Annotated in this window: 19 protein-coding genes; 6 read left to right on the top strand and 13 right to left on the bottom strand. The window is 31.3% G+C overall.

Going from position 1 to position 21,087, the window contains the following annotated elements; translation table 11 throughout:
• Positions 1-105 precede the first annotated feature (105 nt).
• The 3 genes from OIU80_RS06870 to OIU80_RS06860 form a co-directional block, all read right to left on the bottom strand.
• Entirely contained in the window at positions 106-513 is a 408-nt protein-coding gene (locus tag OIU80_RS06870) for a hypothetical protein (RefSeq protein WP_264286300.1), read from the bottom strand.
• A 78-nt stretch (positions 514-591) separates the two neighbouring features.
• Positions 592-1,611: a phenylalanine--tRNA ligase subunit alpha gene (gene pheS / locus OIU80_RS06865; protein ID WP_264286499.1), complete on the bottom strand. Its 1,020-nt coding sequence runs from the start codon at positions 1,609-1,611 to the stop codon at positions 592-594.
• Between the two features lie 110 nt (positions 1,612-1,721).
• Positions 1,722-2,078: a hypothetical protein gene (locus tag OIU80_RS06860; RefSeq protein ID WP_035617732.1), complete on the bottom strand. Its 357-nt coding sequence runs from the start codon at positions 2,076-2,078 to the stop codon at positions 1,722-1,724.
• 281 nt (positions 2,079-2,359) lie between these two features.
• Here OIU80_RS06860 and OIU80_RS06855 point away from each other — a divergent pair, with 281 nt between their 5' ends.
• From OIU80_RS06855 to OIU80_RS06840, 4 genes are all read left to right on the top strand, one after another.
• A complete protein-coding gene (locus tag OIU80_RS06855; protein WP_264286299.1) occupies positions 2,360-2,893 on the top strand; it encodes a CvpA family protein in 534 nt (177 codons plus the stop codon).
• 251 nt (positions 2,894-3,144) lie between these two features.
• On the top strand, positions 3,145-4,941 hold the full coding sequence (lepA, locus tag OIU80_RS06850) for a translation elongation factor 4 (RefSeq protein ID WP_264286298.1): 1,797 nt from the start codon (positions 3,145-3,147) through the stop codon (positions 4,939-4,941).
• A gap of 253 nt (positions 4,942-5,194) precedes the next feature.
• A complete protein-coding gene (locus OIU80_RS06845; RefSeq protein WP_264286297.1) occupies positions 5,195-5,821 on the top strand; it encodes a porin family protein in 627 nt (208 codons plus the stop codon).
• A gap of 173 nt (positions 5,822-5,994) precedes the next feature.
• Entirely contained in the window at positions 5,995-6,954 is a 960-nt protein-coding gene (locus tag OIU80_RS06840) for a helix-turn-helix transcriptional regulator (RefSeq protein WP_264286296.1), read from the top strand.
• Positions 6,955-7,002: 48 nt separating this feature from the next.
• On the opposite strand, the gene OIU80_RS06835 is transcribed toward OIU80_RS06840, so the two are convergent.
• A complete protein-coding gene (locus OIU80_RS06835) occupies positions 7,003-7,482 on the bottom strand; it encodes a DinB family protein (RefSeq protein ID WP_264286295.1) in 480 nt (159 codons plus the stop codon).
• A 295-nt stretch (positions 7,483-7,777) separates the two neighbouring features.
• Here OIU80_RS06835 and thiL point away from each other — a divergent pair, with 295 nt between their 5' ends.
• Positions 7,778-8,824 carry a thiamine-phosphate kinase gene (gene thiL, locus OIU80_RS06830; protein ID WP_230727961.1) on the top strand — a complete coding sequence of 349 codons (1,047 nt, stop codon included), beginning with the start codon at positions 7,778-7,780 and terminating at the stop codon, positions 8,822-8,824.
• Between the two features lie 64 nt (positions 8,825-8,888).
• On the opposite strand, the gene OIU80_RS06825 is transcribed toward thiL, so the two are convergent.
• The 5 genes from OIU80_RS06825 to OIU80_RS06805 form a co-directional block, all read right to left on the bottom strand.
• Positions 8,889-9,581 carry a response regulator gene (locus OIU80_RS06825; RefSeq protein WP_264286294.1) on the bottom strand — a complete coding sequence of 231 codons (693 nt, stop codon included), beginning with the start codon at positions 9,579-9,581 and terminating at the stop codon, positions 8,889-8,891.
• Positions 9,571-11,562: a tetratricopeptide repeat-containing sensor histidine kinase gene (locus OIU80_RS06820; RefSeq protein ID WP_264286293.1), complete on the bottom strand. Its 1,992-nt coding sequence runs from the start codon at positions 11,560-11,562 to the stop codon at positions 9,571-9,573. Before OIU80_RS06820 ends, OIU80_RS06825 begins: the two co-directional genes overlap by 11 nt.
• A gap of 163 nt (positions 11,563-11,725) precedes the next feature.
• Positions 11,726-12,037, bottom strand: coding sequence for a hypothetical protein (locus OIU80_RS06815; protein WP_264286292.1), 312 nt, complete (start codon positions 12,035-12,037; stop codon positions 11,726-11,728).
• 174 nt (positions 12,038-12,211) lie between these two features.
• A complete protein-coding gene (locus OIU80_RS06810; protein WP_264286291.1) occupies positions 12,212-13,027 on the bottom strand; it encodes a LytR/AlgR family response regulator transcription factor in 816 nt (271 codons plus the stop codon).
• Positions 13,028-13,393: 366 nt separating this feature from the next.
• Positions 13,394-14,935 carry a glycine--tRNA ligase gene (locus OIU80_RS06805; protein ID WP_264286290.1) on the bottom strand — a complete coding sequence of 514 codons (1,542 nt, stop codon included), beginning with the start codon at positions 14,933-14,935 and terminating at the stop codon, positions 13,394-13,396.
• A 98-nt stretch (positions 14,936-15,033) separates the two neighbouring features.
• Here OIU80_RS06805 and OIU80_RS06800 point away from each other — a divergent pair, with 98 nt between their 5' ends.
• Positions 15,034-15,717, top strand: coding sequence for a ComF family protein (locus tag OIU80_RS06800; RefSeq protein WP_264286289.1), 684 nt, complete (start codon positions 15,034-15,036; stop codon positions 15,715-15,717).
• 311 nt (positions 15,718-16,028) lie between these two features.
• Here OIU80_RS06800 and OIU80_RS06795 read toward each other — a convergent pair whose 3' ends face one another.
• The 4 genes from OIU80_RS06795 to OIU80_RS06780 form a co-directional block, all read right to left on the bottom strand.
• Complete coding sequence (locus OIU80_RS06795; protein ID WP_264286288.1) at positions 16,029-16,511, bottom strand: hypothetical protein; 483 nt, start codon at positions 16,509-16,511, stop codon at positions 16,029-16,031.
• A gap of 6 nt (positions 16,512-16,517) precedes the next feature.
• On the bottom strand, positions 16,518-17,150 hold the full coding sequence (locus OIU80_RS06790) for a type VI secretion system amidase effector protein Tae4 (RefSeq protein WP_264286287.1): 633 nt from the start codon (positions 17,148-17,150) through the stop codon (positions 16,518-16,520).
• Positions 17,151-17,196: 46 nt separating this feature from the next.
• Positions 17,197-17,931, bottom strand: a complete 735-nt coding sequence (gene tssD / locus OIU80_RS06785) for a type VI secretion system tube protein TssD (protein ID WP_264286286.1) — start codon at positions 17,929-17,931, stop codon at positions 17,197-17,199.
• A gap of 352 nt (positions 17,932-18,283) precedes the next feature.
• A complete protein-coding gene (locus OIU80_RS06780) occupies positions 18,284-20,959 on the bottom strand; it encodes a reprolysin-like metallopeptidase (protein ID WP_264286285.1) in 2,676 nt (891 codons plus the stop codon).
• Positions 20,960-21,087 lie beyond the last annotated feature (128 nt).

Genomic DNA, 21,087 nt, shown 5'->3' with positions numbered 1-21,087 from the left:
AAAGAGTCAAGACATCTATTTCGTCTTAACTCTTTCTTCTATATTCTTTATTTTCTCTTTACTTCTTTACTGAAACTAAAAACTACAACTGAGAACTAAGATGATCTACTTCACCATAACACCATCTACAAATAAGATAGGCACTTCTTCAGAAAAATCTTCATGGATCGAATGCGCTTTGAAAATAAATTTCTTGTCATACAGCGTATTTCCTATGAAAAAAGTAACCATAAATTCATTGTTTAAAACCAATAGGCTTTTTTCTACCATTTCTATTTTTACAACTGAAACTGCAGGTACTTCAACAAAAGCATGACGTAAAAGTGATGTTTTTTTCATTTCACCATCGATTGTTCCAAAAGCTTTTGAAACCACCATTACACTATCAATATCAAAATCACTATCATTTATAAGATAAGCATACCATACTTTCTCCATAAAATCGTCGCTCCATTCCTGAACAACTGCCAGAAATACATTTTCTACTTCTGGAATAATTATATCCTTTTTCATATTAGTCTAAACTTATAAAATCATAAAGTCGAAAATTCCATACTTTGAAACTTCCGACTTTATGACTTTCAACTTAAATTATATATTTGATTTGAATTGCTCTAAGAAACGAACGTCATTTTCGTAAAACATACGAATATCACCGATTTGATATAACAACATCGCGATACGCTCTACTCCCATTCCAAATGCAAAACCATTGTATTCTTCTGGATTTATATCACAATTTTTCAATACGTTTGGATCAACCATTCCACATCCTCCAATTTCCAACCAACCTGTTCCTTTGGTAATACGATAATCGGTTTCTGTTTTTAGTCCCCAATAAATATCAATTTCAGCACTTGGCTCTGTAAACGGAAAATATGACGGACGTAAACGTATTTTTGATTTCCCGAACATTTCTTTAGTAAAATAAAGTAACGTTTGTTTTAGATCAGCAAAAGAAACATCTTTATCAATGTACAATCCTTCTACCTGATGAAAGATACAGTGTGAACGTGACGAAATTGCTTCGTTACGAAAAACACGTCCTGGAGAAATAGTACGAATTGGCGGTTTATGATTTTCCATATAACGTACCTGAACTGATGAAGTATGCGTACGCAACAATACATCTGGGTTTGTTTGTATGAAAAATGTATCCTGCATATCACGTGCCGGATGGTATTCCGGAAGGTTTAATGCGGTAAAATTATGCCAATCATCTTCGATTTCCGGACCTTCAGAAACGTTAAAACCAATGTTTGCAAAAATATCAATAATTTGGTTTTTTACAATTGATATCGGGTGGCGAGAGCCAATAATGATTGGTTCAGCAGCACGGGTTAAATCTCCGTAAATACCTTTAATTTCTTCTTTACTTTCTAAAGCTTCAACAATAGCTTTTACTTTATCTTCAGCTGCTGTTTTTAAAGCGTTTATAACTTGTCCAAATTCCTTTTTCTGGTCATTTGGTACAGTTTTAAATTCGGCAAAAAAATCGTTTAAAACACCTTTTTTTCCAAGAAATTTAATGCGGAATGCTTCTAATTCTTCCTTATTTTCTGTTGAAAAAGCTTGAGCTTCCCCAATATATTCTTTTATCTTGTCTATCATTTTCATTCCATAATTGAGAATACAAATTTAGTAATTTTAGTTGAAAGTAAACAGTCGCAGTCGCAGTTTTCAATCAAGTAAATTCTGAAAACTGCGACTGCGACTAAAAACTACTCTATAAGTTTTCTTTCTAAAAAATAATTTACAATTGCTTCTTTCATTAAAACCGATTGTTCGCCTGCTTTTAATGGTGGCAATTCTTCTTTTACTTTGTAATGTGGCCAGCCTTCCTCGTCAAAAAACTCAAATTCATAAAAACCATAAGGCTCTAATAACCTGCAAATGGCAATATGCATGAGGTTTAATTTTTCATCTTTTTTAAATTCACGATGTAATTTACCTAATTCCTGTACTCCAATTAAATAAATTATGGAATCTAAATCTAAGTTTTCTCCTTGTGAAAATTGATCGGAAAGTATATTTACAAGCTGTTCCCAGCGTTCTTTAAGTTGTGTGTCTCTTGACATATTTATATTGTTGATTATGAATTAATGAATTATAAATTCAAAAGTCATAAAATTTAGTTTGCAAAGATACGGACTTCAAATTCAAACACCTTAAAAAATTAAACGTATAGATTCATAGATTTAACGCTATAAATAAGGATCATTTAAGACAATGCTTTTGTCTATTGATCCCGAAAAATCAAAAACATCAACATTTTAAGCCTCTGAACCTTTGCGTCTCTGAACCTGAAAAAACAGATAATTCTTTTATATTTGCGCCTTTATTAAACAAAAACAGGAATATGAGTTTTTTCGATATGATTTTGGGTGTTTTATTTGCATACGGTTTATACCAAGGTATTAAAAATGGGCTTTTTGTAGAGGTAGCTTCTTTTATTTCTTTATTATTAGGGATTTATTTAGCAATTAAATTTTCGTCTTTAATGAAAGAAATTATCATGAAACATGTTTCATGGAACCCAAATACAATTCAGATTACAGCTTTTATCCTTACTTTTATTTTAGTGGTGATTGCCGTTTATTTCTTAGCAAAAATTCTTACCGGAATTGCTGATTTTGCTTTCCTGGGATGGGCTAATAAACTCGGTGGAGGTTTTTTCAGAGTTTTGAAAACAATCTTAATTCTGAGCATTTTTATTGCTCTTTTTGAAAAAATAAACTTCAACCATACATTTGCTAAACAAGAAACACTCGATAAATCGATATTCTATAACCCTGTTAAAAAAGTCGCCGCTTTTGTATATCCTTCTATTGAAAACTGGTACGATACTTTAAAGAAAAGCAGTACCGAAAAAGAATCTGAGTCAACTAAATAAAAGTCTTTTTCTTACACACAAAGCTTGCTTTTTATATCACTTTATATTCTAGATTAAGCACACAAGTGTGTAAAAAACAGCCAAATCCATCTTTTATTTCTTAAAGCTTCAACAATAATACATCTAGATTCTACAATCCAAAACTTTGCATTATCTTTGCGGATTAATGAAGAGGTGTTATGGCTCTGCTACATCTTAGATTCACAACAAAAAAACACTTAAACTCGCATAGAGAATTGACATAATAAACAATGAAAAAGATACGTAACTTTTGCATTATTGCACACATTGATCACGGTAAAAGTACACTTGCTGACCGTTTGCTTGGCGCTACACAAACCGTTACTGCTCGTGAAGAAAAGGCTCAATTGCTAGACAATATGGACTTGGAACGCGAACGTGGAATTACCATAAAAAGTCACGCGATCCAAATGGAATATACTTATAAAGGAGAAGAGTATATCTTAAATTTAATTGACACTCCGGGACACGTTGACTTTTCATACGAAGTTTCAAGATCAATTGCGGCCTGCGAAGGGGCGTTATTAATTGTTGATGCTGCTCAAAGTATACAAGCTCAAACAATATCAAATTTATATTTAGCACTAGAAAACGACTTAGAAATTATTCCAATTTTGAACAAAGTCGATTTACCAAGTGCAAATCCAGAAGAAGTTAGCGATGATATCGTGGATTTATTAGGATGTAAACTAGAAGAAATTATTCATGCCTCAGGTAAAACTGGTTTAGGTGTCGAAAATATTTTGGCTGCAATTATCGAAAGAATTCCTCCTCCAAAAGGAAATGTAGATGAGCCATTACAAGCTTTGATTTTTGATTCACATTACAATCCATTCCGCGGAATTGAAGTTATTTTCCGTGTGAAAAACGGACAGATAAAAAAAGGGCAAAAAATTAAGTTCATGGCTACAGGCAATGAATATTTTGCTGATGAGATTGGAACTCTAAAATTGAATCAGGTTCCTAAAAATGTTATTTCTGCTGGTGATGTTGGTTATTTAATTTCAGGTATTAAAGAAGCCAAAGAAGTAAAAGTTGGGGATACCTTAACTGATGCTAAAAACCCAACAACCAATATGATTACTGGTTTTGAAGACGTAAAACCAATGGTATTTGCTGGTATTTATCCTGTAGATACTGAAGACTATGAGGAGTTACGTAACTCTATGGAAAAATTACAATTGAACGATGCTTCATTGGTTTTTTTACCTGAAAGTTCGGCTGCTTTAGGATTTGGTTTCCGTTGTGGATTCTTAGGAATGCTACACATGGAGATTATTCAGGAAAGATTAGAACGTGAGTTCAACATGACTGTAATTACTACCGTACCTAACGTTTCTTACTTGGCTTACACCAAAAAAGAACCTACTGTAGGATTTGTGGTAAACAATCCTTCTGATTTACCTGAACCATCAAAATTAGATCACGTAGAGGAGCCATACATTAAGGCTACAATTATCACCAAATCTGATTTCGTAGGAAATGTTATGTCATTGTGTATTGAAAAACGTGGTTTAATTACTAACCAAACGTATTTAACTACCGAAAGAGTGGAGTTAACTTTTGATATGCCTCTTGCTGAAATTGTATTTGATTTTTATGATCGTCTTAAAACGGTTTCAAAAGGATATGCTTCGTTTGATTACGCTCCAATTGGAATGCGAACTTCAAGCTTAGTAAAAGTGGATATTTTATTAAATGCTACAATTGTTGATGCTTTATCTTCTTTAATTCACGTTGATAATGCGTACCACATTGGTAAAAAAATGTGTGAAAAACTAAAAGAATTAATTCCACGTCAGCAATTTGATATTCCGATTCAAGCTGCAATTGGAGTAAAAGTAATTTCTCGTGAAACTATAAAAGCGTTACGTAAAGACGTTACTGCAAAATGTTACGGTGGTGATATTTCGCGTAAGCGTAAACTTCTTGAAAAACAGAAAAAAGGTAAAAAACGTATGCGTCAGGTAGGAAACGTAGAGATTCCTCAAGAAGCATTTATGGCTGTTTTGAAATTGAATGACTAGTTTTTTATTTTAGAAAATAAAAGAAATCGAATATAGAAAGAACCTGATAATTTTCATTATCAGGTTTTTTTATGCATTCTTTTTAAAAACCATTTCAACCAACAAAACAAAACTAATTCACTATACATCAATACGTTATTTTTAAAAATCTCAAACAATCTTACTTTATTAACGTATTATTTGTAAGTTTTTGTTTATTTTTACATAATGATTAGATAATCATACTTTACTTAACAACTTAAAAGCAATCATTATGAAAACAAAAATTACAGCACTTGTGGCATTATTTACATTTTGCTTTGCAAACGCACAACAGAAAGAAGTAGATGAAGAAGTTAGTACTGCTAAAGGAGTACGGTTCGAAAAAGGAAGCATGTTTATTGAGGGAGGTATATCGGTGAACACTGTAAAAGATAATTCAAACTCATTTGCCGTAAACCCTCAATTTGGATATCTTATTGCCGACAATATAGCTATCGGGTTAGACATGGATGTATCTGGATCTACAACAAACAAAGGAACTCCTTCAGAAACAAAAAACAATGGATTTGGTGTTGGAGCATTTGCCAGATATTATTTCTTAGAATTGGATTCTAGACGTCTTAAAGTATATGGAGAAGCAGGATTAGGATACAGTCATGTTAAAACTGAAGTACTAAATGTAGAAGACACAACAAATGGAATTAAGGCAAACCTAACAGTAGGGCTAAACTATTTCTTTACCAAGAAATGGGCTGCTACATTTGCTCTTGCTGACATCTTAACGTACAATAATGCAAATCCTGAAAATGGACCATCAACTAGTAGTTTTCAGTTAAACATCAACTTGTTTAATAATATTTTTGCACAACCTAAATTTGGTTTGCTTTATAAATTCTAATAATCCTTTAGAAATCTACTTTAGGTTTTTAGAAAATAAGGTACAGAATATAAAAAAGCCCAATAACGAAAGTTATTGGGCTTTTTAGCATAACTGTTTTATAATTTAAAGCAATAAAAACGAAACCTTTGTATCTTTGAACCTCTGTACCTATAAAAACTCAAAAGAAAAAAATGCTCGACGAAACTCCCAAACGATTTGACCGTATTGTAGCTATTCTTATCCAGTTACAATCTAAAAAAATTGTAAAAGCGCAGGAATTAGCCAATCGCTTTGAAGTAAGTCTAAGAACAATTTATCGCGACATTCGTACTCTTGAAGCTTCTGGAGTCCCGATTTATAGTGAAGCAGGAGTTGGTTATGCTTTAATGGAAGGCTATCGCTTGCCTCCGGTAATGTTTACCCGAGAAGAAGCTAGTAGTTTTATTGCTGCCGAAAAATTGATGCAAAAATTTACAGATACGGCATTAGGCAACCATTATGCTTCGGCTATGTATAAATTAAAAGCCGTTCTTAAAAACGACGATAAAGATTGGGTATCTACAATTGAGTCAAGTGTTTTGATGCAATCTGCAGAAAAACTTTTTAATGATAAATCACCTAATACTCTTGCAGTACTTTTTGAGGGTATTGCAGAGAAAAAGCAAACTATTCTTTTTTATAAGGCTCTAAATTCAGATGAAATTATAGAAAGAGATATTGAACCAGTTGGTGTCTTTCATGATAACAACAATTGGTATGTTATAGGATACTGCCATTTACGTAGTGACTACCGACAGTTTCGAACTGATCGCGTACATGGAATAAAGAAAACAGAAAAAAATTTCACAATAGAACATGATTCTCTTGAAACTTATCTGAATAAAAATGAAACTATCCCAACTACCAAAGTGCGTATTCTTGTCGAGAAAAAGATAGCAGGATATCTATCGCACGAACGAAAATACCATGGTTTTATTTCTGAAAGAGAAGTAGAAAGTCAAATCGAAATGACCTTTATGTCACGCGATATCGAAGAAGGTTTTTCTCGTTGGTTTTTAATGTTTGGTGATTATGCCACAATAATTGAACCTGAGCGATTAAAACTTCGGGTTTTAGAATTGTTAGAAAAAAATAAAAATAGACTCCTATAAAAAAACTCCTAAAACAAGTTTCATCTTATTTTAGGAGTTTTAATCATTTTATCTTTCCCAGAAAAAAGGAGGCTCAATACCCAAAGCTCGTAAATAAACGTATCCTTGACCTCTGTGATGTACTTCATTATCGATAAAATATAAAATATTCTGAACGATTGGAAACTCATATTGTCCAAACAAATTAAAGGTTTCGTTAAAATCTTCAATGGTTAATTTCTCCCAATTCTGATTAATCTCTGCTGTAGATTCATCCCATTTTTCAAGATATTGTGCTTTAAAAATTAATTTTTCTTCTCCTTCTTTAAAAGGTTGACTCTCTCTTTCAACAATACTTTTTAGGGCTGGTGCCGCTATAGCCAAAAGTTCATCGGCTAATTGAGAAAAAGTACGCATCCCTCCGATAGAAAATTCAAAAAAATCTTTTTCAGGAAACGATTCAATTACGTGACGTGTCAATGTACGATGTCCTTGCCAATGTTTTAATAAATCTTCTGGAGTAATAACTTGTGCTGCTAGTGTTTTCATAATTTTAAAGGTTTGATTTTTTTATTACTTCAAAAGTAAATTGAGCCGGTGACAACTGTTTGTCAGTAGTAATTTTATTTTTTGAAAACATTTCTAAAAAAAATCGTATATCTTTATATTTCAACAGAATACGTAATACAAAAACAAAACACATCTTTGCTTTTAAATAAAAAATTGAAAAATAAAGCACGTTTTATCTAAAACAAGCATCCTTAATAAATGGGCTCCTTTTTAATTAGACAAAACCTTTACAACTTTGTACCTTTGCAACTTAGAAATTTAGTACCTCAACAAAATGATTGAAGATAAAAACCCACAACGTACCAGCATAGCACAATTAGGCGAATTTGGACTAATTGAGCACTTAACACGAAACTTTGATGTTACTCAGGAATCTACTTTAAAAAGTATTGGCGATGATGCAGCCGTACTAGATTTTAAAGACAAAAAAGTAGTTGTTTCTACCGATTTATTAATCGAAGGCGTACATTTTGATTTGGCTTATATGCCTTTAAAGCATTTAGGCTACAAAGCTGTCGTAGTAAACATCTCTGACATTTGTGCTATGAATGCCAAGCCAACACAGATAACTGTTTCTGTAGCTGTTTCTAATCGTTTTCCTTTAGAAGCCCTAGAAGAGTTATTTGCAGGTATTACACATGCTGCCAAAGAATATAATGTAGATGTAATTGGTGGTGATACTACCTCATCTCAAAAAGGATTGATTATTAGCATTACTGCTATTGGTGAAGCCGATGAAAATGAAATTGTGTATAGAAATGGTGCCAAACAAACCGATTTATTGGTTGTTACTGGTGACATTGGAGCTGCCTACATGGGATTACAAGTTTTAGAAAGAGAAAAGCAAGTTTTTCAGGTAAACCCAAATTCTCAACCCGATTTAGACGCTTATACCTATTTAATTGAGCGCCAATTAAAACCTGAAGCTCGTAAAGACATTCGTACTTTATTGCATGCCCTTGAGATTAAGCCAACCTCTATGATTGATATTTCAGACGGGTTGTCTTCTGAAATTATTCATTTATGTAAACAATCTAAAGTGGGCTGTAATTTATACGAAGACAAATTACCTCTAGACCCTCAATTTATAAGTGTTTGCGAAGAGTTTAATATCGATAGCACTACTGTGGCAATAAATGGTGGAGAAGATTATGAATTGCTTTTTACTATCGCTATGGAAGATTTTGAAAAAATAAAAGCAAACCCAAACTTCTCAATTATTGGTCATATGACGCAAGAAAGTGAAGGTATTCACCTAGTAACACGTGCTAATACAAAGATTGCTTTAAAAGCCCGTGGATGGGATGCTTTAAGCGAATAATTCTCACATATATAAAAAAGACATCTCTTAAGATGTCTTTTTTATTTTTATTAAAATAGTTTCTTTACAAAAGTCCCTTAATCCTGGCTTGCTTAACCAAATCATCCCCTGTTCCTTCATTTACGTTTAGTAATCCTTTCAAATTATCTATTCTTCTTATCGCTGCTTTTAAAGATATAGGAATATAATGTGGAATTTCATCTGTTTTGGTTCCTTTAGACAAATGAAAAAGAATTTGCTCATCAATCTGATCAATCTCTATTGAGTCTTTTGGTGATTTTTCTAACATTTCTATAACCGACTGACTATAATAAGTATTGTTTTTCATTACTTTATCAAAAGCAAAAAGCAGTTCATCAAATGTTAAGTCATTTTTTATGATTAATCCTTTAGGCTTTATTGTTCTAATAATTGTTTTTATCTTAAGTAGCTCAGTATACATAGTCAGCAGAATTATTTTGCAATTGGGCATATGCTCCATAATTAGCTTAGCTAAATCTTCTCCTGAATATATTTCCTTTTCTTCATAAGCTGGCATGCTGATATCTAAAAATGCAATATCAAAACTTGCTGTTGCTGGGTCTGTGATAATTTCATAGCCTGACTTACAATCTTTGGCCTGAGTGATTAAGAAATCATACTCTTTAGGTTTATATCTCGTAATTGCATTTTTATACCCTTCAATTATAAAAGGGTGATCATCTACTATTAGTATGTTGTTTTTGGTTATTTCTTCAAGATTTTTATCAATTGTCATCGTTCTGTAGGTTAATTTTTTGATCAATTGGAATTTTAATTACTATAATTGTTCCATCTACTTTATTAGATTTTATATCAACAGTCCCATCACATTCTTTAGTTCGATAAAAAATATTTTGCAACCCAATTCCTTTTTTTGTTCTATGCACATTAAACCCTACACCATCGTCACTTATTAATAAAAACAAATGATTCACCTCGTTTTTGAGTTCTATTTTTATTGTTTTTGCATGTGCATATTTATTACAGTTTTGCAATGCTTCCTGAATAATTCTGTATAAATTTATTTTAATAGAGTTACTCACCAAATCCCATCGAATACTCGAATCGATACTTGAAATTAATTTTGTGTCAAAAGTAGCTTTTTGATTCTCCAATAACTTATCTACAATTGCAACAAAATTATTAATCAGTTCCGATTTCTCTTTGTTTAAATCATGTGAAATTTCACGAATATCTTGTTCAATCTCTCTTAAATCCAACAAATATTTTTTTCGCTTCACTGCAGCTGTCACATCATCAATTTTATCCAAGCTATCTAAACTTATCCTAACTCCAAACATTCTGCCCAAAATTCCATCATGTAAATCCTGAGCTACCTTTTTCTTCTCTTTAATCCTTATCGCTTCAATTGCATTTTGCTGCGAAATCATCAGGTTATAAATATCTTCATTAGCAATCTGCTGTTGTTGTTTAAAAAGTAACTCTCTGTTTTTGGCTTTTTGAGTCAAATAAACATAAAAGAAGAGTCCTAATAAAGTACATATACTAAAAACATATATCAAAGTTCTGTTTTGTATATTTAAACTCGTATTTTCATCTTTTATTTCATTTGTTTCATATTCTATTCGAGAGAATTTCTCTCCCATCTTTCTTTCTTCCTTTTGTAGTTTTTCATTTATCTGAATATATTCTTTTGAATAAAGCGATGCTTTTCCTGGATCTACAAGAGCTATTTGTCTTAGAGCATCTAAGATGTTCCTCAACCTATTTGAATTCCGAGATAAGCTAAGCGCTTCTTTAGAATATTGTATTGCTTTTAAAGTATCATTCTTATTAAAAAAATACTCCGATAGATGCATTTTATTTAGTATTATTCCCGATGTCAGATTTAAACTATCCCTTATCTTTAATGCCTGATAAAATTGCCCCGGAAGCCCATTAGATTCTCTTAATTTGAATTTAGAATAGGCTAGATTATCTAATAACATGGCATATAATGCCGTTTTTTCTTTAAATAAGTTTTTTTGTTCCAATCCTTTTTGAAAAGATTGTTTTGCGAGTTTGTAATTATATGTACTTAAATAAACAAATCCTATATTATTAAGTGAAGTAGCTTTTAGCTGAAGATCTGAGGCAATTGATCTATCTCCAAGTGTACTTAAAGCTTTGTTATGAAATTCTAGTGCTTTATTAAACTCTTCTTGTTCATTATATATTACTCCTAAAAGATTATATGAATCATACAGTAAATTGCTTACGTTTTTTTGTTGTTTTAAAATTCGCAAAGCTTTAAAAACCGTTATTTCGCTCTCAAAAAGATCTCCTACGTTAAATTGTAAGTTTGCCTTACTTAAAAAAGTTTTTGCTAGATTGTATTTATCATCTATTCGAAGATATAATTTTTCGGCCTTAAAATAATTCATAAAAGCACTGTCCGAAACTGTTTTAAAACCATAATAATCTCCTAAATATGTATAGGCTTTTGCCATATGAATTGAATCATGGCTATTTTTTGACCGTTCCAAAATTAGTCTTGAAGTCTCTTTATACGCTAACCAATCACTCATATTATAATACCGATTAGCCACTTTAAATAAATTTACTTTATTAAGTGAATCGTCTTTCTGATTTATAATTATGGCAAATGCTTTTTTGTTATAATCTTGTTTATCCTTAAATGGCAAATTAACATCATTGGCCAATGATAAATAAACTGGCAGGCTATCTGTGGAAGAATTCAGATTATTGTCCACCATTTTTTTCTTGGTACACCCAAATAAGACAACAAATAATAACAATAATATATGGTAGTTATTTTTCAATAGTATTTTTGAGTTTTACCAAAAATAGTAAAACTATCCATACAAAAAAAGGCTATCAAAAAATTGATAGCCTGAATCCTAAATATAATTTTTTATTCTAGTCTTGTTTTCTTCCTCCTCCAACTGAAACACCACCATCAATAGGTTGATTGTAGTTAGCTGTTGATGATAATTGTGCTCTATAAATATCTTGTTTTCTTCCTCCTCCTACAGATACTCCACCATCAATAGGTTGTGTGTAGCTAGTAGTTGACGATAATTGTGCATAGATATCTTGCTTTCTTCCTCCTCCTACAGATACTCCACCATCAATAGGATCTATATTACTGTTTACTATTTCTGGTGTAGTAAAAGAAGTTGCTACTAATACTAAAGAAAATAATGCGATTGTTGTGAATGACTTTTTCATGATTTGGGGATTTTATTGTTAGTGTTTTTTTACGTTTTTAATGACCGCTTATTGCTAAATCATGGTGTAAAATTAGTACTGTTACCCCCTTTTCAATTCAATAAAAAGGCATATATGGTGGAATGCTATCAAATGATAGTGTACGTAGGTCAAATACGTGTAAATACTTAGTTGCTAGACTTCTATATAGTTTCCGTTTGCAAATTCGGCAATTATTATCTCTACATTTCTTTTATAAGTTTTAGAAAATGGCAGTTTTTTTGTAGAGTTTTTTATGTAACATACTGAGTTTCCAGTATGTATTCTTGCTATGTGGTTTCTGTTAATGATGTAACTGTTATGTATGCGTATGAACGGGTGTAATAAAATAGCTTCAAAGTACTTTAATGTTTTAAAAGCAGTTATCATTTCACCTGTGTTTAAATAAATATCGGTAGAATTATTATCTGCTTGAATATAGGTAATATCTTTTGCTTGGATATAACGATAATCTCCATACGATTTAACACATAACACTAAACCTTGATTATTTTTTTGCAATTCTATCGCATCGCCCTTAAGGGTTCCTTTAAAATCTGACACTGTTTCATTGCTAATTAAGTTCACTTCATGATTAGGCAAATCCAGTTTTAAAATAGTTTTAAGTAAATCTGTCCGTTTTAGTGGTTTTAGCAAATAATCCATTACTCCATACTTAATTGCATCAAACGCAAAATCTTTTTTGGTTGTCGTTATAATGATTTTAGGTACTATCCGTAAATAATGATACAGTTCATTAATAAACACCAACGAGAGATTACTTGTTTTATCATCGGGATCAATTTCAAGAAATATAAGGTTCGGATTGTGCTCTAAAACTAAATTTAATCCTTGTTTATATGTATTTGCACTAGCAACAAAAATTAGTTCTGAAAAACTATCGGCTACTTCCTTTGTTTTCAAAACACTTTCTTGATCATCATCAATAATAATGTATAAATAATTTTTCAATGCTTTTGTTTATTAGTGGTATTATTTAATAGTAAGCGTACTGATAATTATGTTCAAATTTATTCCTTTCATTAGAATTTAAATAACAAAATCTTATTTTTAGTTTTAATTAAGCAATTAAAATTACATATTTCCCTTTTTCAAACATTTCATTGTTAATACATTTTAAACAAATGTTAACACATAAGGATGAAATGCAAATATATCCGATGAAATGCATAAAATAAAATCTAGCAAAATATATTATTCTTATTTATGCATTAGAAAAACAAAAATATTCTAAACATAAAAAGCTTCTCAAATGAGAAGCTTTTCATATATAACTAATTAGAAAACAAATAACTGCGTGAAAAATATGTAATATAATTACATTTTCATCAACCAGTTTTTCATCGAAACTTCGTTTTCTATAATCGATCTCAAATCGGCTATAGCAACACGATCTTGCTTCATTGTATCTCTATGACGAATTGTTACTGTTTGATCTTCGATAGTTTGATGATCTACTGTAATACAAAAAGGAGTTCCTAAGGCATCTTGTCTTCTGTAACGTCTTCCTACAGCATCTTTTTCATCATAAGTAACGTTGAAATCCCATTTTAAATCTTCAATGATTTTTTTAGAGATATCAGGTAATCCATCTTTCTTTACCAATGGTAAAACTGCTGCTTTTGTTGGAGCTAAAACTGCTGGTAATTTCAAAACTGTTCTTGTAGAACCATCCTCAAGTTCTTCTTCTTTTAATGAAGTAGCAAAAACTGCTAAGAACATTCTGTCTAATCCTACTGAAGTTTCGACTACATAAGGAACATAATTTTGATTTAATTCAGTATCAAAATATTGTAATTTTCTACCAGAGAATTGTTCGTGTGCTTTTAAATCAAAATCAGTACGAGAGTGTATTCCTTCTAATTCTTTAAATCCAAAAGGGAAATTAAACTCTATATCCGCAGCTGCATTAGCATAATGTGCTAACTTTTCGTGATCATGAAAACGATAATTTTCTTTTCCTAACCCTAAAGATAAATGCCAGTTTAAACGTGTTGTTTTCCAGTGCTCATACCATTGCATTTCTTCTCCTGGACGTACAAAAAATTGCATTTCCATTTGTTCGAATTCACGCATACGGAAAATAAACTGTCTTGCAACAATTTCATTTCTAAACGCTTTTCCTGTTTGTGCAATTCCAAAAGGAACTTTCATTCGCCCAGACTTTTGTACATTCAAGAAATTAACAAAAATACCTTGAGCTGTTTCTGGACGCAAATACAAATCCATCGCTGAATCTGCTGAAGCTCCCAGTTTTGTACCAAACATTAAGTTGAATTGCTTTACATCGGTCCAGTTTCTAGATCCAGTTTCTGGATCTGCGATTTCTAGTTCTTCGATTAAAGCTTTAACATCTTCTAAATCTCCATTACCTAAAGAGCGTCCTAGACGTTCTCTGATTTCTTTTTCTTTTGCCAAATATTCAATTACTCTGGCATTTGTAGTTACAAATTCCTGCTCATTGAATGCATCTCCAAAACGAGCACTCGCTTTTTCGATTTCTTTTTTAGCTTTTAGATTTAGTTTTTCAGCGTAATCTTCTACTAGAACATCTGCTCTATATCTTTTTTTAGAATCTTTATTATCTATTAATGGATCATTAAAGGCATCAACGTGGCCTGAAGCTTTCCAAGTTGTTGGATGCATTAATATTGCGGCATCTAAACCTACAATATTCTCATTCATCTGAACCATTGATTTCCACCAATATTCACGAATATTTTTCTTTAATTCTACTCCGTTTTGCGCGTAATCATATACTGCACTTAAACCATCGTATATTTCGCTTGACGGAAAAATAAATCCGTACTCTTTTGCGTGCGAAACTACATTCTTAAATAAATCGTCTTGTTTTGCCATAGTAATGCAAAAATATAAAAAGTACTTGTAAAAAAAAGAAAAATTGCAAAGATTGAAGCTTCAATTTCTTTATTTTTGTAACTAAATTCTTTCTATTTGTGTTTAATTACATTATTAACCTGTTTTTCCCAAAAGCGTGTGCTGGATGCCACTCTTTTTTAATGGCAAATGAAATTATTATTTGCACGATTTGCAGACATGAAATGCCTCTGACCCAATATTATTTAAATCCAAAAAATGAAGCTTTTAAAAAATTTTATGGAAAAATTGAAGTCGAACATGTTTCTGCTTTTCTTTATTTCAATAAAAAAGGAATTGTACAGGAACTCATTCATAATTTAAAATACAAAGGACACCAAAATATAGGCACTATGCTTGGGCAATGGTATATCGAAGATTTAAAAGAATTAGAATTAGCTCTGCCTTTTGATATAGTAATTCCTGTTCCGTTACATCGAAAAAAATTCAACGAAAGGGGCTATAATCAAGTAACTACTTTTGGGCTTGCTCTTTCAGAAGGTTTAAACATTGATTACAATGACTCTGTCTTAATCAGAACCAGATATTCTAAAACTCAATCTAAAAAAAATCTTCTGGGAAGATCCGAAGGTCTTTCAGAAATATTTGATGTTTCCTTTACAGATACCGAACATAACAAGCATTTTTTACTTATTGATGATGTAATTACAACTGGAGCTACACTAGAAGCTTGCTCCCGTGCATTACTAAAAATTCCTGGAGCCAAAATTAGCATCGTTTGTATGGCAATGGCACATTCTTAAGCTATTCGAAAACTATCTTTTTTACCATTTTTCTATCCCCGTCATATACAGCCATGAAATAAACTCCTGGGGTTACATGATTTTTTAACTGAATATGCTCTTTAAAGTTTACCATACTTTCAAATGAATTATGACATACCTCTTTTCCTAAATCATTCCACCATAATCAACTTAATCATCGTCTTCGATAACACTTTTATTGTCTCCAATCTAAAGAAAATATCTTTTGAGTAAGAAAAATAAACATTCCCAATAACTGGACTTAACTAATACATATATTTAGAAATACACAAAATAATTATTTTTGAATTTTATTCTGTTTGAATTTTTATAAAATAACTATCTAAGTAATCCTTCATATAATCATCTATCCATTCTTTTTGTATATTTTTATCAGAAATAAGATTGTTGTATATTTTTCTCAAATCTTTATTTTTAACATTATAAGTCTCATTACATTTGGTTATAATTACATAGCCATTATAATATTTTTCTTGAATATTCTCAAAATATTTATTTTTTAATTTTTGGTAATTGTCTAAAAACATCTTTATGCCATCACTTTCAAATAACCTTGGAAATGGTTCTAAATGATTAAATGATGTAATATAATTATCTTTATAAGTACTTGTATATAAAAACTTATCAGTACAATTACAATAACCATAAAAAACAAATTGTTCAAATGATTTTTTATCATTTTTCAGCCTAATAAAAGTTTTATCTATTAAGACCGAAGTTTGTGCTGTTGTTTTTATACTAAATAAAATAAGTAATAATATTATTTTTTTCATATTTATTTATTTTAATTCCCAAAAATACATAGACTTAGCTGAAGCTTCATAATGATGACCTCCAAATACCCATTTGGTGCTTTTTTCTCCTGTCCACAAAGTGACATGCCCAGATGCTCCAAAATTATTTTGGTTTATGGCCAACATCAAATAAATACCTTTTTTTTCACCTACCAAATCATACAATTCGTCAATTGATTTTGGATTCTCAATATGAAAATCCCCATCTTTTTTCCAGATTACATCTAACCATTTTTTCATTTTACTAGCAGTACTTATAAAGCCTTTCCCTTTCATATCGCCTTCACTAGCTATAAAATCAATTCCAATCCCATTGATTTTTTTAATTGGAAATTTTGCTAAAGTTAAAGCTGTTGATACTTTTCCTGCACATCCGTTGTATAAATGAATTTTCTCATCGAGTAAGTTAGTACTTAAATCATATCTATTACCAAATAGTATTTTATAAAAATCTGGGCCTGATAAATCATCCGTATTTGTTGCGTTTTTAGGATAACCTTCATAAACATCTTCCCACCTTGGCCTTTTTACAGTTATTGGGCTTGCCTGAACACTACCGCACTCAGCTACAATAATTGCTTGCATTAACTCAATTGGAATTATTTTTTCAAAATCCATAATTTTTTATATCTAGGTTAGATTCTTTTTTATCCTACTCCATATCTTAATTATCTTCTCCTAAAAGATTTAGAGTATAGTCTTTTAAAACCTTTTCAAAAATTACGATACCATCTTTTCCAACCATTCCAGTAAGACGTAATTCATTCAGTCTATCGGTTATGGGGTGCCCACCTTCACACTTTATGTTCACGATAATACTTTCTCCTTCGTTGTAGTTTTTAGTCTTTACTACCAAATTCATATCTACATAAAATCTAGATTTATCTGATAGTTTAGTATCTCCATACGTCCAGTACATATTAATAATTCCCCCTGTATTATCAATAACTTCTTCTTTTTGTTGATAATAACTAGGTTCACTTGGCGAAATCCAAGATACGTGCCAGTGCTTTACTAGTTCTGCTCCATAATCCTGAATTGCAGGAGATATGGTTAAAACAATGTGCATGCTTTCTGTTTCATCAGTATTAAATACTTCTGAATACTCTATCAAATACGCATCACTAAATTTAAATTTTCTTATTGGAATATCCTTATCTCCTTTGTTATAAAAGTGTACTTCTCCTTTTTCCATTCTGTCCGTTTCTTTTTCAACAGTCTTTGTCATATTATGCCAAAAGACATCGTCATTTTCTTGAGATACAAAACTTAGCGAAATAAAGCCTCCTTCCACATCACTAGTTGGTGAACCATCAATTCTCGAACTCCTATAATAATTGGTGTTTATCCAAAGTAATTCTCGCTCTTCTCCTAAAATAAATAATTTGGCTGATGTCATAATTTCACTTCTTTATTGTATCCTAATCGCTACAAATATAGGTTAATAATTACAAAATTATATATTTTAGTAAGGTAAAAGGTGTAATTAATTTAATTTGAGAAATGTATTAAAACATAAATTCAGGCTTTTTATTCAAAATTTGTAGTTGTAAAAATAAAAATAGTTATAAATAGACCTATTGTAGTGAAAACGATATAATGCGCCCTTTTTATTTTAAACAATTATACTACAACAAATTGTCTTCAGTTACTTATATATTATAAATAACTGAAACACCTATTTTTAAATAAAAAAAATGATTCTTCCGTGTTAAAAATGGTTGTACTCAAGAGAGTAAATTATACTTTTCTTATTCGAAAACTATCTTTTTTACCATTTTTCTATCCCCGTCATATACAGCCATGAAATAAACTCCTGGGGTTACATGATTTTTTAACTGAATATGCTCTTTAAAGTTTACCATACTTTCAAATGAATTATGATATACCTCTTTTCCTAAATCATTATATATAAAAACCCTAACTCCTTCATTTGATTCACTTTTAAAAGCAATATCAAAATCTCCTTTATTTGGAATTGGAAAAACGGTAAGATCTATTATTTCGACAACAATTTCTGTTTGCAAAGTATATTTTTTTGTGCAAATTTCTATAGAAGCAGAATCTAATTTACCATCTCTCCCTACGTAGGCATCTCTTACTTTGAATGTCCAGATTCCTTGTGCATCTTGATTATTAAAAGCACTTAATAAATCTTTAGGAGTTATAGTTTGCAAAATTGCTATTGAGCAATCTTGAGCGCCTCCCAAATCATCATATTTTAGCAACAAATTTCCTGACGCATCTCCACAATTTTTATTGAATAACCGCACTGTTGTTCCTTGTGGATTTACTAGTTGCATTTCAACATCTGCAAATCTTGTATGCGTTAATCCAACAAAAACATTTACATCCGAAACAATTCCGGAATCTGCTGGAACTGCTATCGTTCTAGATGTATATGCTAATGCATTAGGAATTGCAAATCCTGCATTAAGAGGATACATTGTACACAAAGACTCTACTTTATATCCAATTGCAAATGATTTACTGTTTACTGCATAATAAATATTCTCCGTAGGCTCTATTAAAATTCTACAATTTGTTGCTGTTATATCTTCTGGAACTTTTATCGTTTGTGAACCATCATTGGGTGTATTTGCTACTAAGACAATCGGAAATGTCAAACCTCCATCAGTAGAAAGTTTTATATTTACGTTTGCAGATCCTCCCAAAGTATTGGTCTTTGCTACATCCCAAGTAATCATTTGGCTAGTTCCATGTAGCCATCCGATATCGTCTTTACTTTGAGATGTTACTACAAATGGCCCTATGTCTGCTCTTACATTTACAATCATTTCATCTGTATTTGTTTGTGCTGTTCCTAAAGCTGCATTATCACGACCAGTTAGTGTAAAGTGCAATGTTCTGGCTATTGACGGAACTGATTCCCAAGTACTTCTTAAATTTCCAGAAAGAACAATATTTAAATCTGGCATATATCGGATTGGTGTACGTGAAGGAGGTAGCGATCTGAACAAAGGTCCATTGAGCTTATCTGGTTTAGCAACACTAGCACTTCCTGACGTTGATATTGCCGAATCATTTTGTTCCCAACAATAGGTAACCGAATTACCAACGACATCTGATCCTGTACCTTTTAAAACAAAAGCAGTCTTAAATGGAATTGTATAATCTGCCCCTGCATTAATTACAGGAGGACTATTTGTTAAAGCCTGATCTACTGCACATGATTTTCTAGCCAAATTATTTTGAATCTGTAAAATGCTTGCATAGGCAAAATAATCATCTGAATTATCTTGAATATTATAGTCGTCTATTATTATTACTCCAGCATATCCCATAATTGTAGAACCACTTCCTGGCTCGACATTTACCCCTCTCCCTTCTATATTATAAGAAAAAGTATGGTTTGCCCCTAATTGATGCCCCATTTCGTGAGATACAAAATCAATATCAAAAGTATCTCCTTGTGGTTTTCTATCTGATGGAGAAGTATACCCTCTACCTTTGACTGAGTCTTCACAAACACAACCGATACATCCTGCATCTCCACCACCTCCTGACGCACCAAATAAATGACCAATATCATATGCGTTTTCACCTATAACGTTTGTTAAGGTATTTTGAACTTCTTGATTCCAAGCTCCCTCAGCTCCTACTGAGGCATCTGAATAAGGATCTGTTGCTGCATTTGTATAAATGACAGCATCATTATTAGCGATTACAACTAATTTTAAAGCCAAATCTTTATTAAAGACTCCATTAACTCTTGTCATTGTAGCATTCATTCCCTCTAATGCATTTGCTTTTGTACCACCATAAAAGGCAGCATATTCACCTGTACAAGACAATGCTAATCGCAATGTTTTAAACACTTTATTATTCGCTGTTATTTTAGCTGTTTTATCTTTTAGATCTTGATTTAGTGCTACCTCTTTTGTATTACATGTTAATGGCAAACTTCCATTTCCTCTGTTTTTCGCACTAAACAAAATATATTCATTTGTACTTGCATCAACTGACTCAATAAATTCAGATGCATTATCTGGTCTTAAAACCATTGTTTGAATTCCTTTGGGAGAAACGCTAAAATGGATTCTTGCTTTTTTATCTTTAATACTTACTCCTTCATAAGCTCTTATCTCTGGATATTTAGCTTGTAATTGTGGATCAAAATTAGATGATTCCCAAACAGTATATTTTTCAAAAGCTCCATCCATATTAGGAATAGTAATTTCGACTGTATTTTTTTTATCTGTTTTCAGTAACGTACTAGAGAGTTTTTCTTTTAAAAAAGCTTCATCAAGTTGATAAATAGTCTTCTCTCTATCATAAGTATCTACACTGCCTCTCTCAGTAATTGAAGTTGTACTTTGACTAACTTTTTTCCACATTTCATTACTTTGTGCCTGAATTTGTGCTGAACCAATGATAATTAACAAAAGAAGTATAGTTTTTTTCATCTTGAGAAATATTTAAAGTTCAAAATTAATTTAATTAAAGATAATAATCGGATTTAATCGTTAAGTAATTATATAAAACCGTTAAATCAAGGTATTTTCATAAAATGATTGCCAACTTTATAAAATTT

Source organism: Flavobacterium frigoritolerans (assembly GCF_025847275.1).
Taxonomy (GTDB): Bacteria; Bacteroidota; Bacteroidia; order Flavobacteriales; family Flavobacteriaceae; genus Flavobacterium; species Flavobacterium frigoritolerans.
This window is presented reverse-complemented; position numbering and strand designations above follow the sequence as displayed.

Excerpts from the sequence above, each read along its gene's own strand:
- OIU80_RS06835 (WP_264286295.1), bottom strand. The coding sequence starts at position 7,482 with ATGAAAACACTAGCAGCACAAGTTATTACTCCAGAAGATTTATTAAAA.
- thiL (WP_230727961.1), top strand. The coding sequence starts at position 7,778 with ATGATTGAAGATAAAAACCCACAACGTACCAGCATAGCACAATTAGGC.
- pheS (WP_264286499.1), bottom strand. The coding sequence starts at position 1,611 with ATGATAGACAAGATAAAAGAATATATTGGGGAAGCTCAAGCTTTTTCA.
- OIU80_RS06815 (WP_264286292.1), bottom strand. The coding sequence starts at position 12,037 with ATGAAAAAGTCATTCACAACAATCGCATTATTTTCTTTAGTATTAGTA.
- OIU80_RS06780 (WP_264286285.1), bottom strand. The coding sequence starts at position 20,959 with ATGAAAAAAACTATACTTCTTTTGTTAATTATCATTGGTTCAGCACAA.
- OIU80_RS06825 (WP_264286294.1), bottom strand. The coding sequence starts at position 9,581 with ATGACAATTGATAAAAATCTTGAAGAAATAACCAAAAACAACATACTA.
- lepA (WP_264286298.1), top strand. The coding sequence starts at position 3,145 with ATGAAAAAGATACGTAACTTTTGCATTATTGCACACATTGATCACGGT.
- OIU80_RS06820 (WP_264286293.1), bottom strand. The coding sequence starts at position 11,562 with ATGGTGGACAATAATCTGAATTCTTCCACAGATAGCCTGCCAGTTTAT.
- OIU80_RS06855 (WP_264286299.1), top strand. The coding sequence starts at position 2,360 with ATGAGTTTTTTCGATATGATTTTGGGTGTTTTATTTGCATACGGTTTA.
- OIU80_RS06795 (WP_264286288.1), bottom strand. The coding sequence starts at position 16,511 with ATGAAAAAAATAATATTATTACTTATTTTATTTAGTATAAAAACAACA.
- tssD (WP_264286286.1), bottom strand. The coding sequence starts at position 17,931 with ATGACATCAGCCAAATTATTTATTTTAGGAGAAGAGCGAGAATTACTT.
- OIU80_RS06860 (WP_035617732.1), bottom strand. The coding sequence starts at position 2,078 with ATGTCAAGAGACACACAACTTAAAGAACGCTGGGAACAGCTTGTAAAT.
- OIU80_RS06840 (WP_264286296.1), top strand. The coding sequence starts at position 5,995 with ATGCTCGACGAAACTCCCAAACGATTTGACCGTATTGTAGCTATTCTT.
- OIU80_RS06790 (WP_264286287.1), bottom strand. The coding sequence starts at position 17,150 with ATGGATTTTGAAAAAATAATTCCAATTGAGTTAATGCAAGCAATTATT.
- OIU80_RS06805 (WP_264286290.1), bottom strand. The coding sequence starts at position 14,935 with ATGGCAAAACAAGACGATTTATTTAAGAATGTAGTTTCGCACGCAAAA.
- OIU80_RS06870 (WP_264286300.1), bottom strand. The coding sequence starts at position 513 with ATGAAAAAGGATATAATTATTCCAGAAGTAGAAAATGTATTTCTGGCA.
- OIU80_RS06845 (WP_264286297.1), top strand. The coding sequence starts at position 5,195 with ATGAAAACAAAAATTACAGCACTTGTGGCATTATTTACATTTTGCTTT.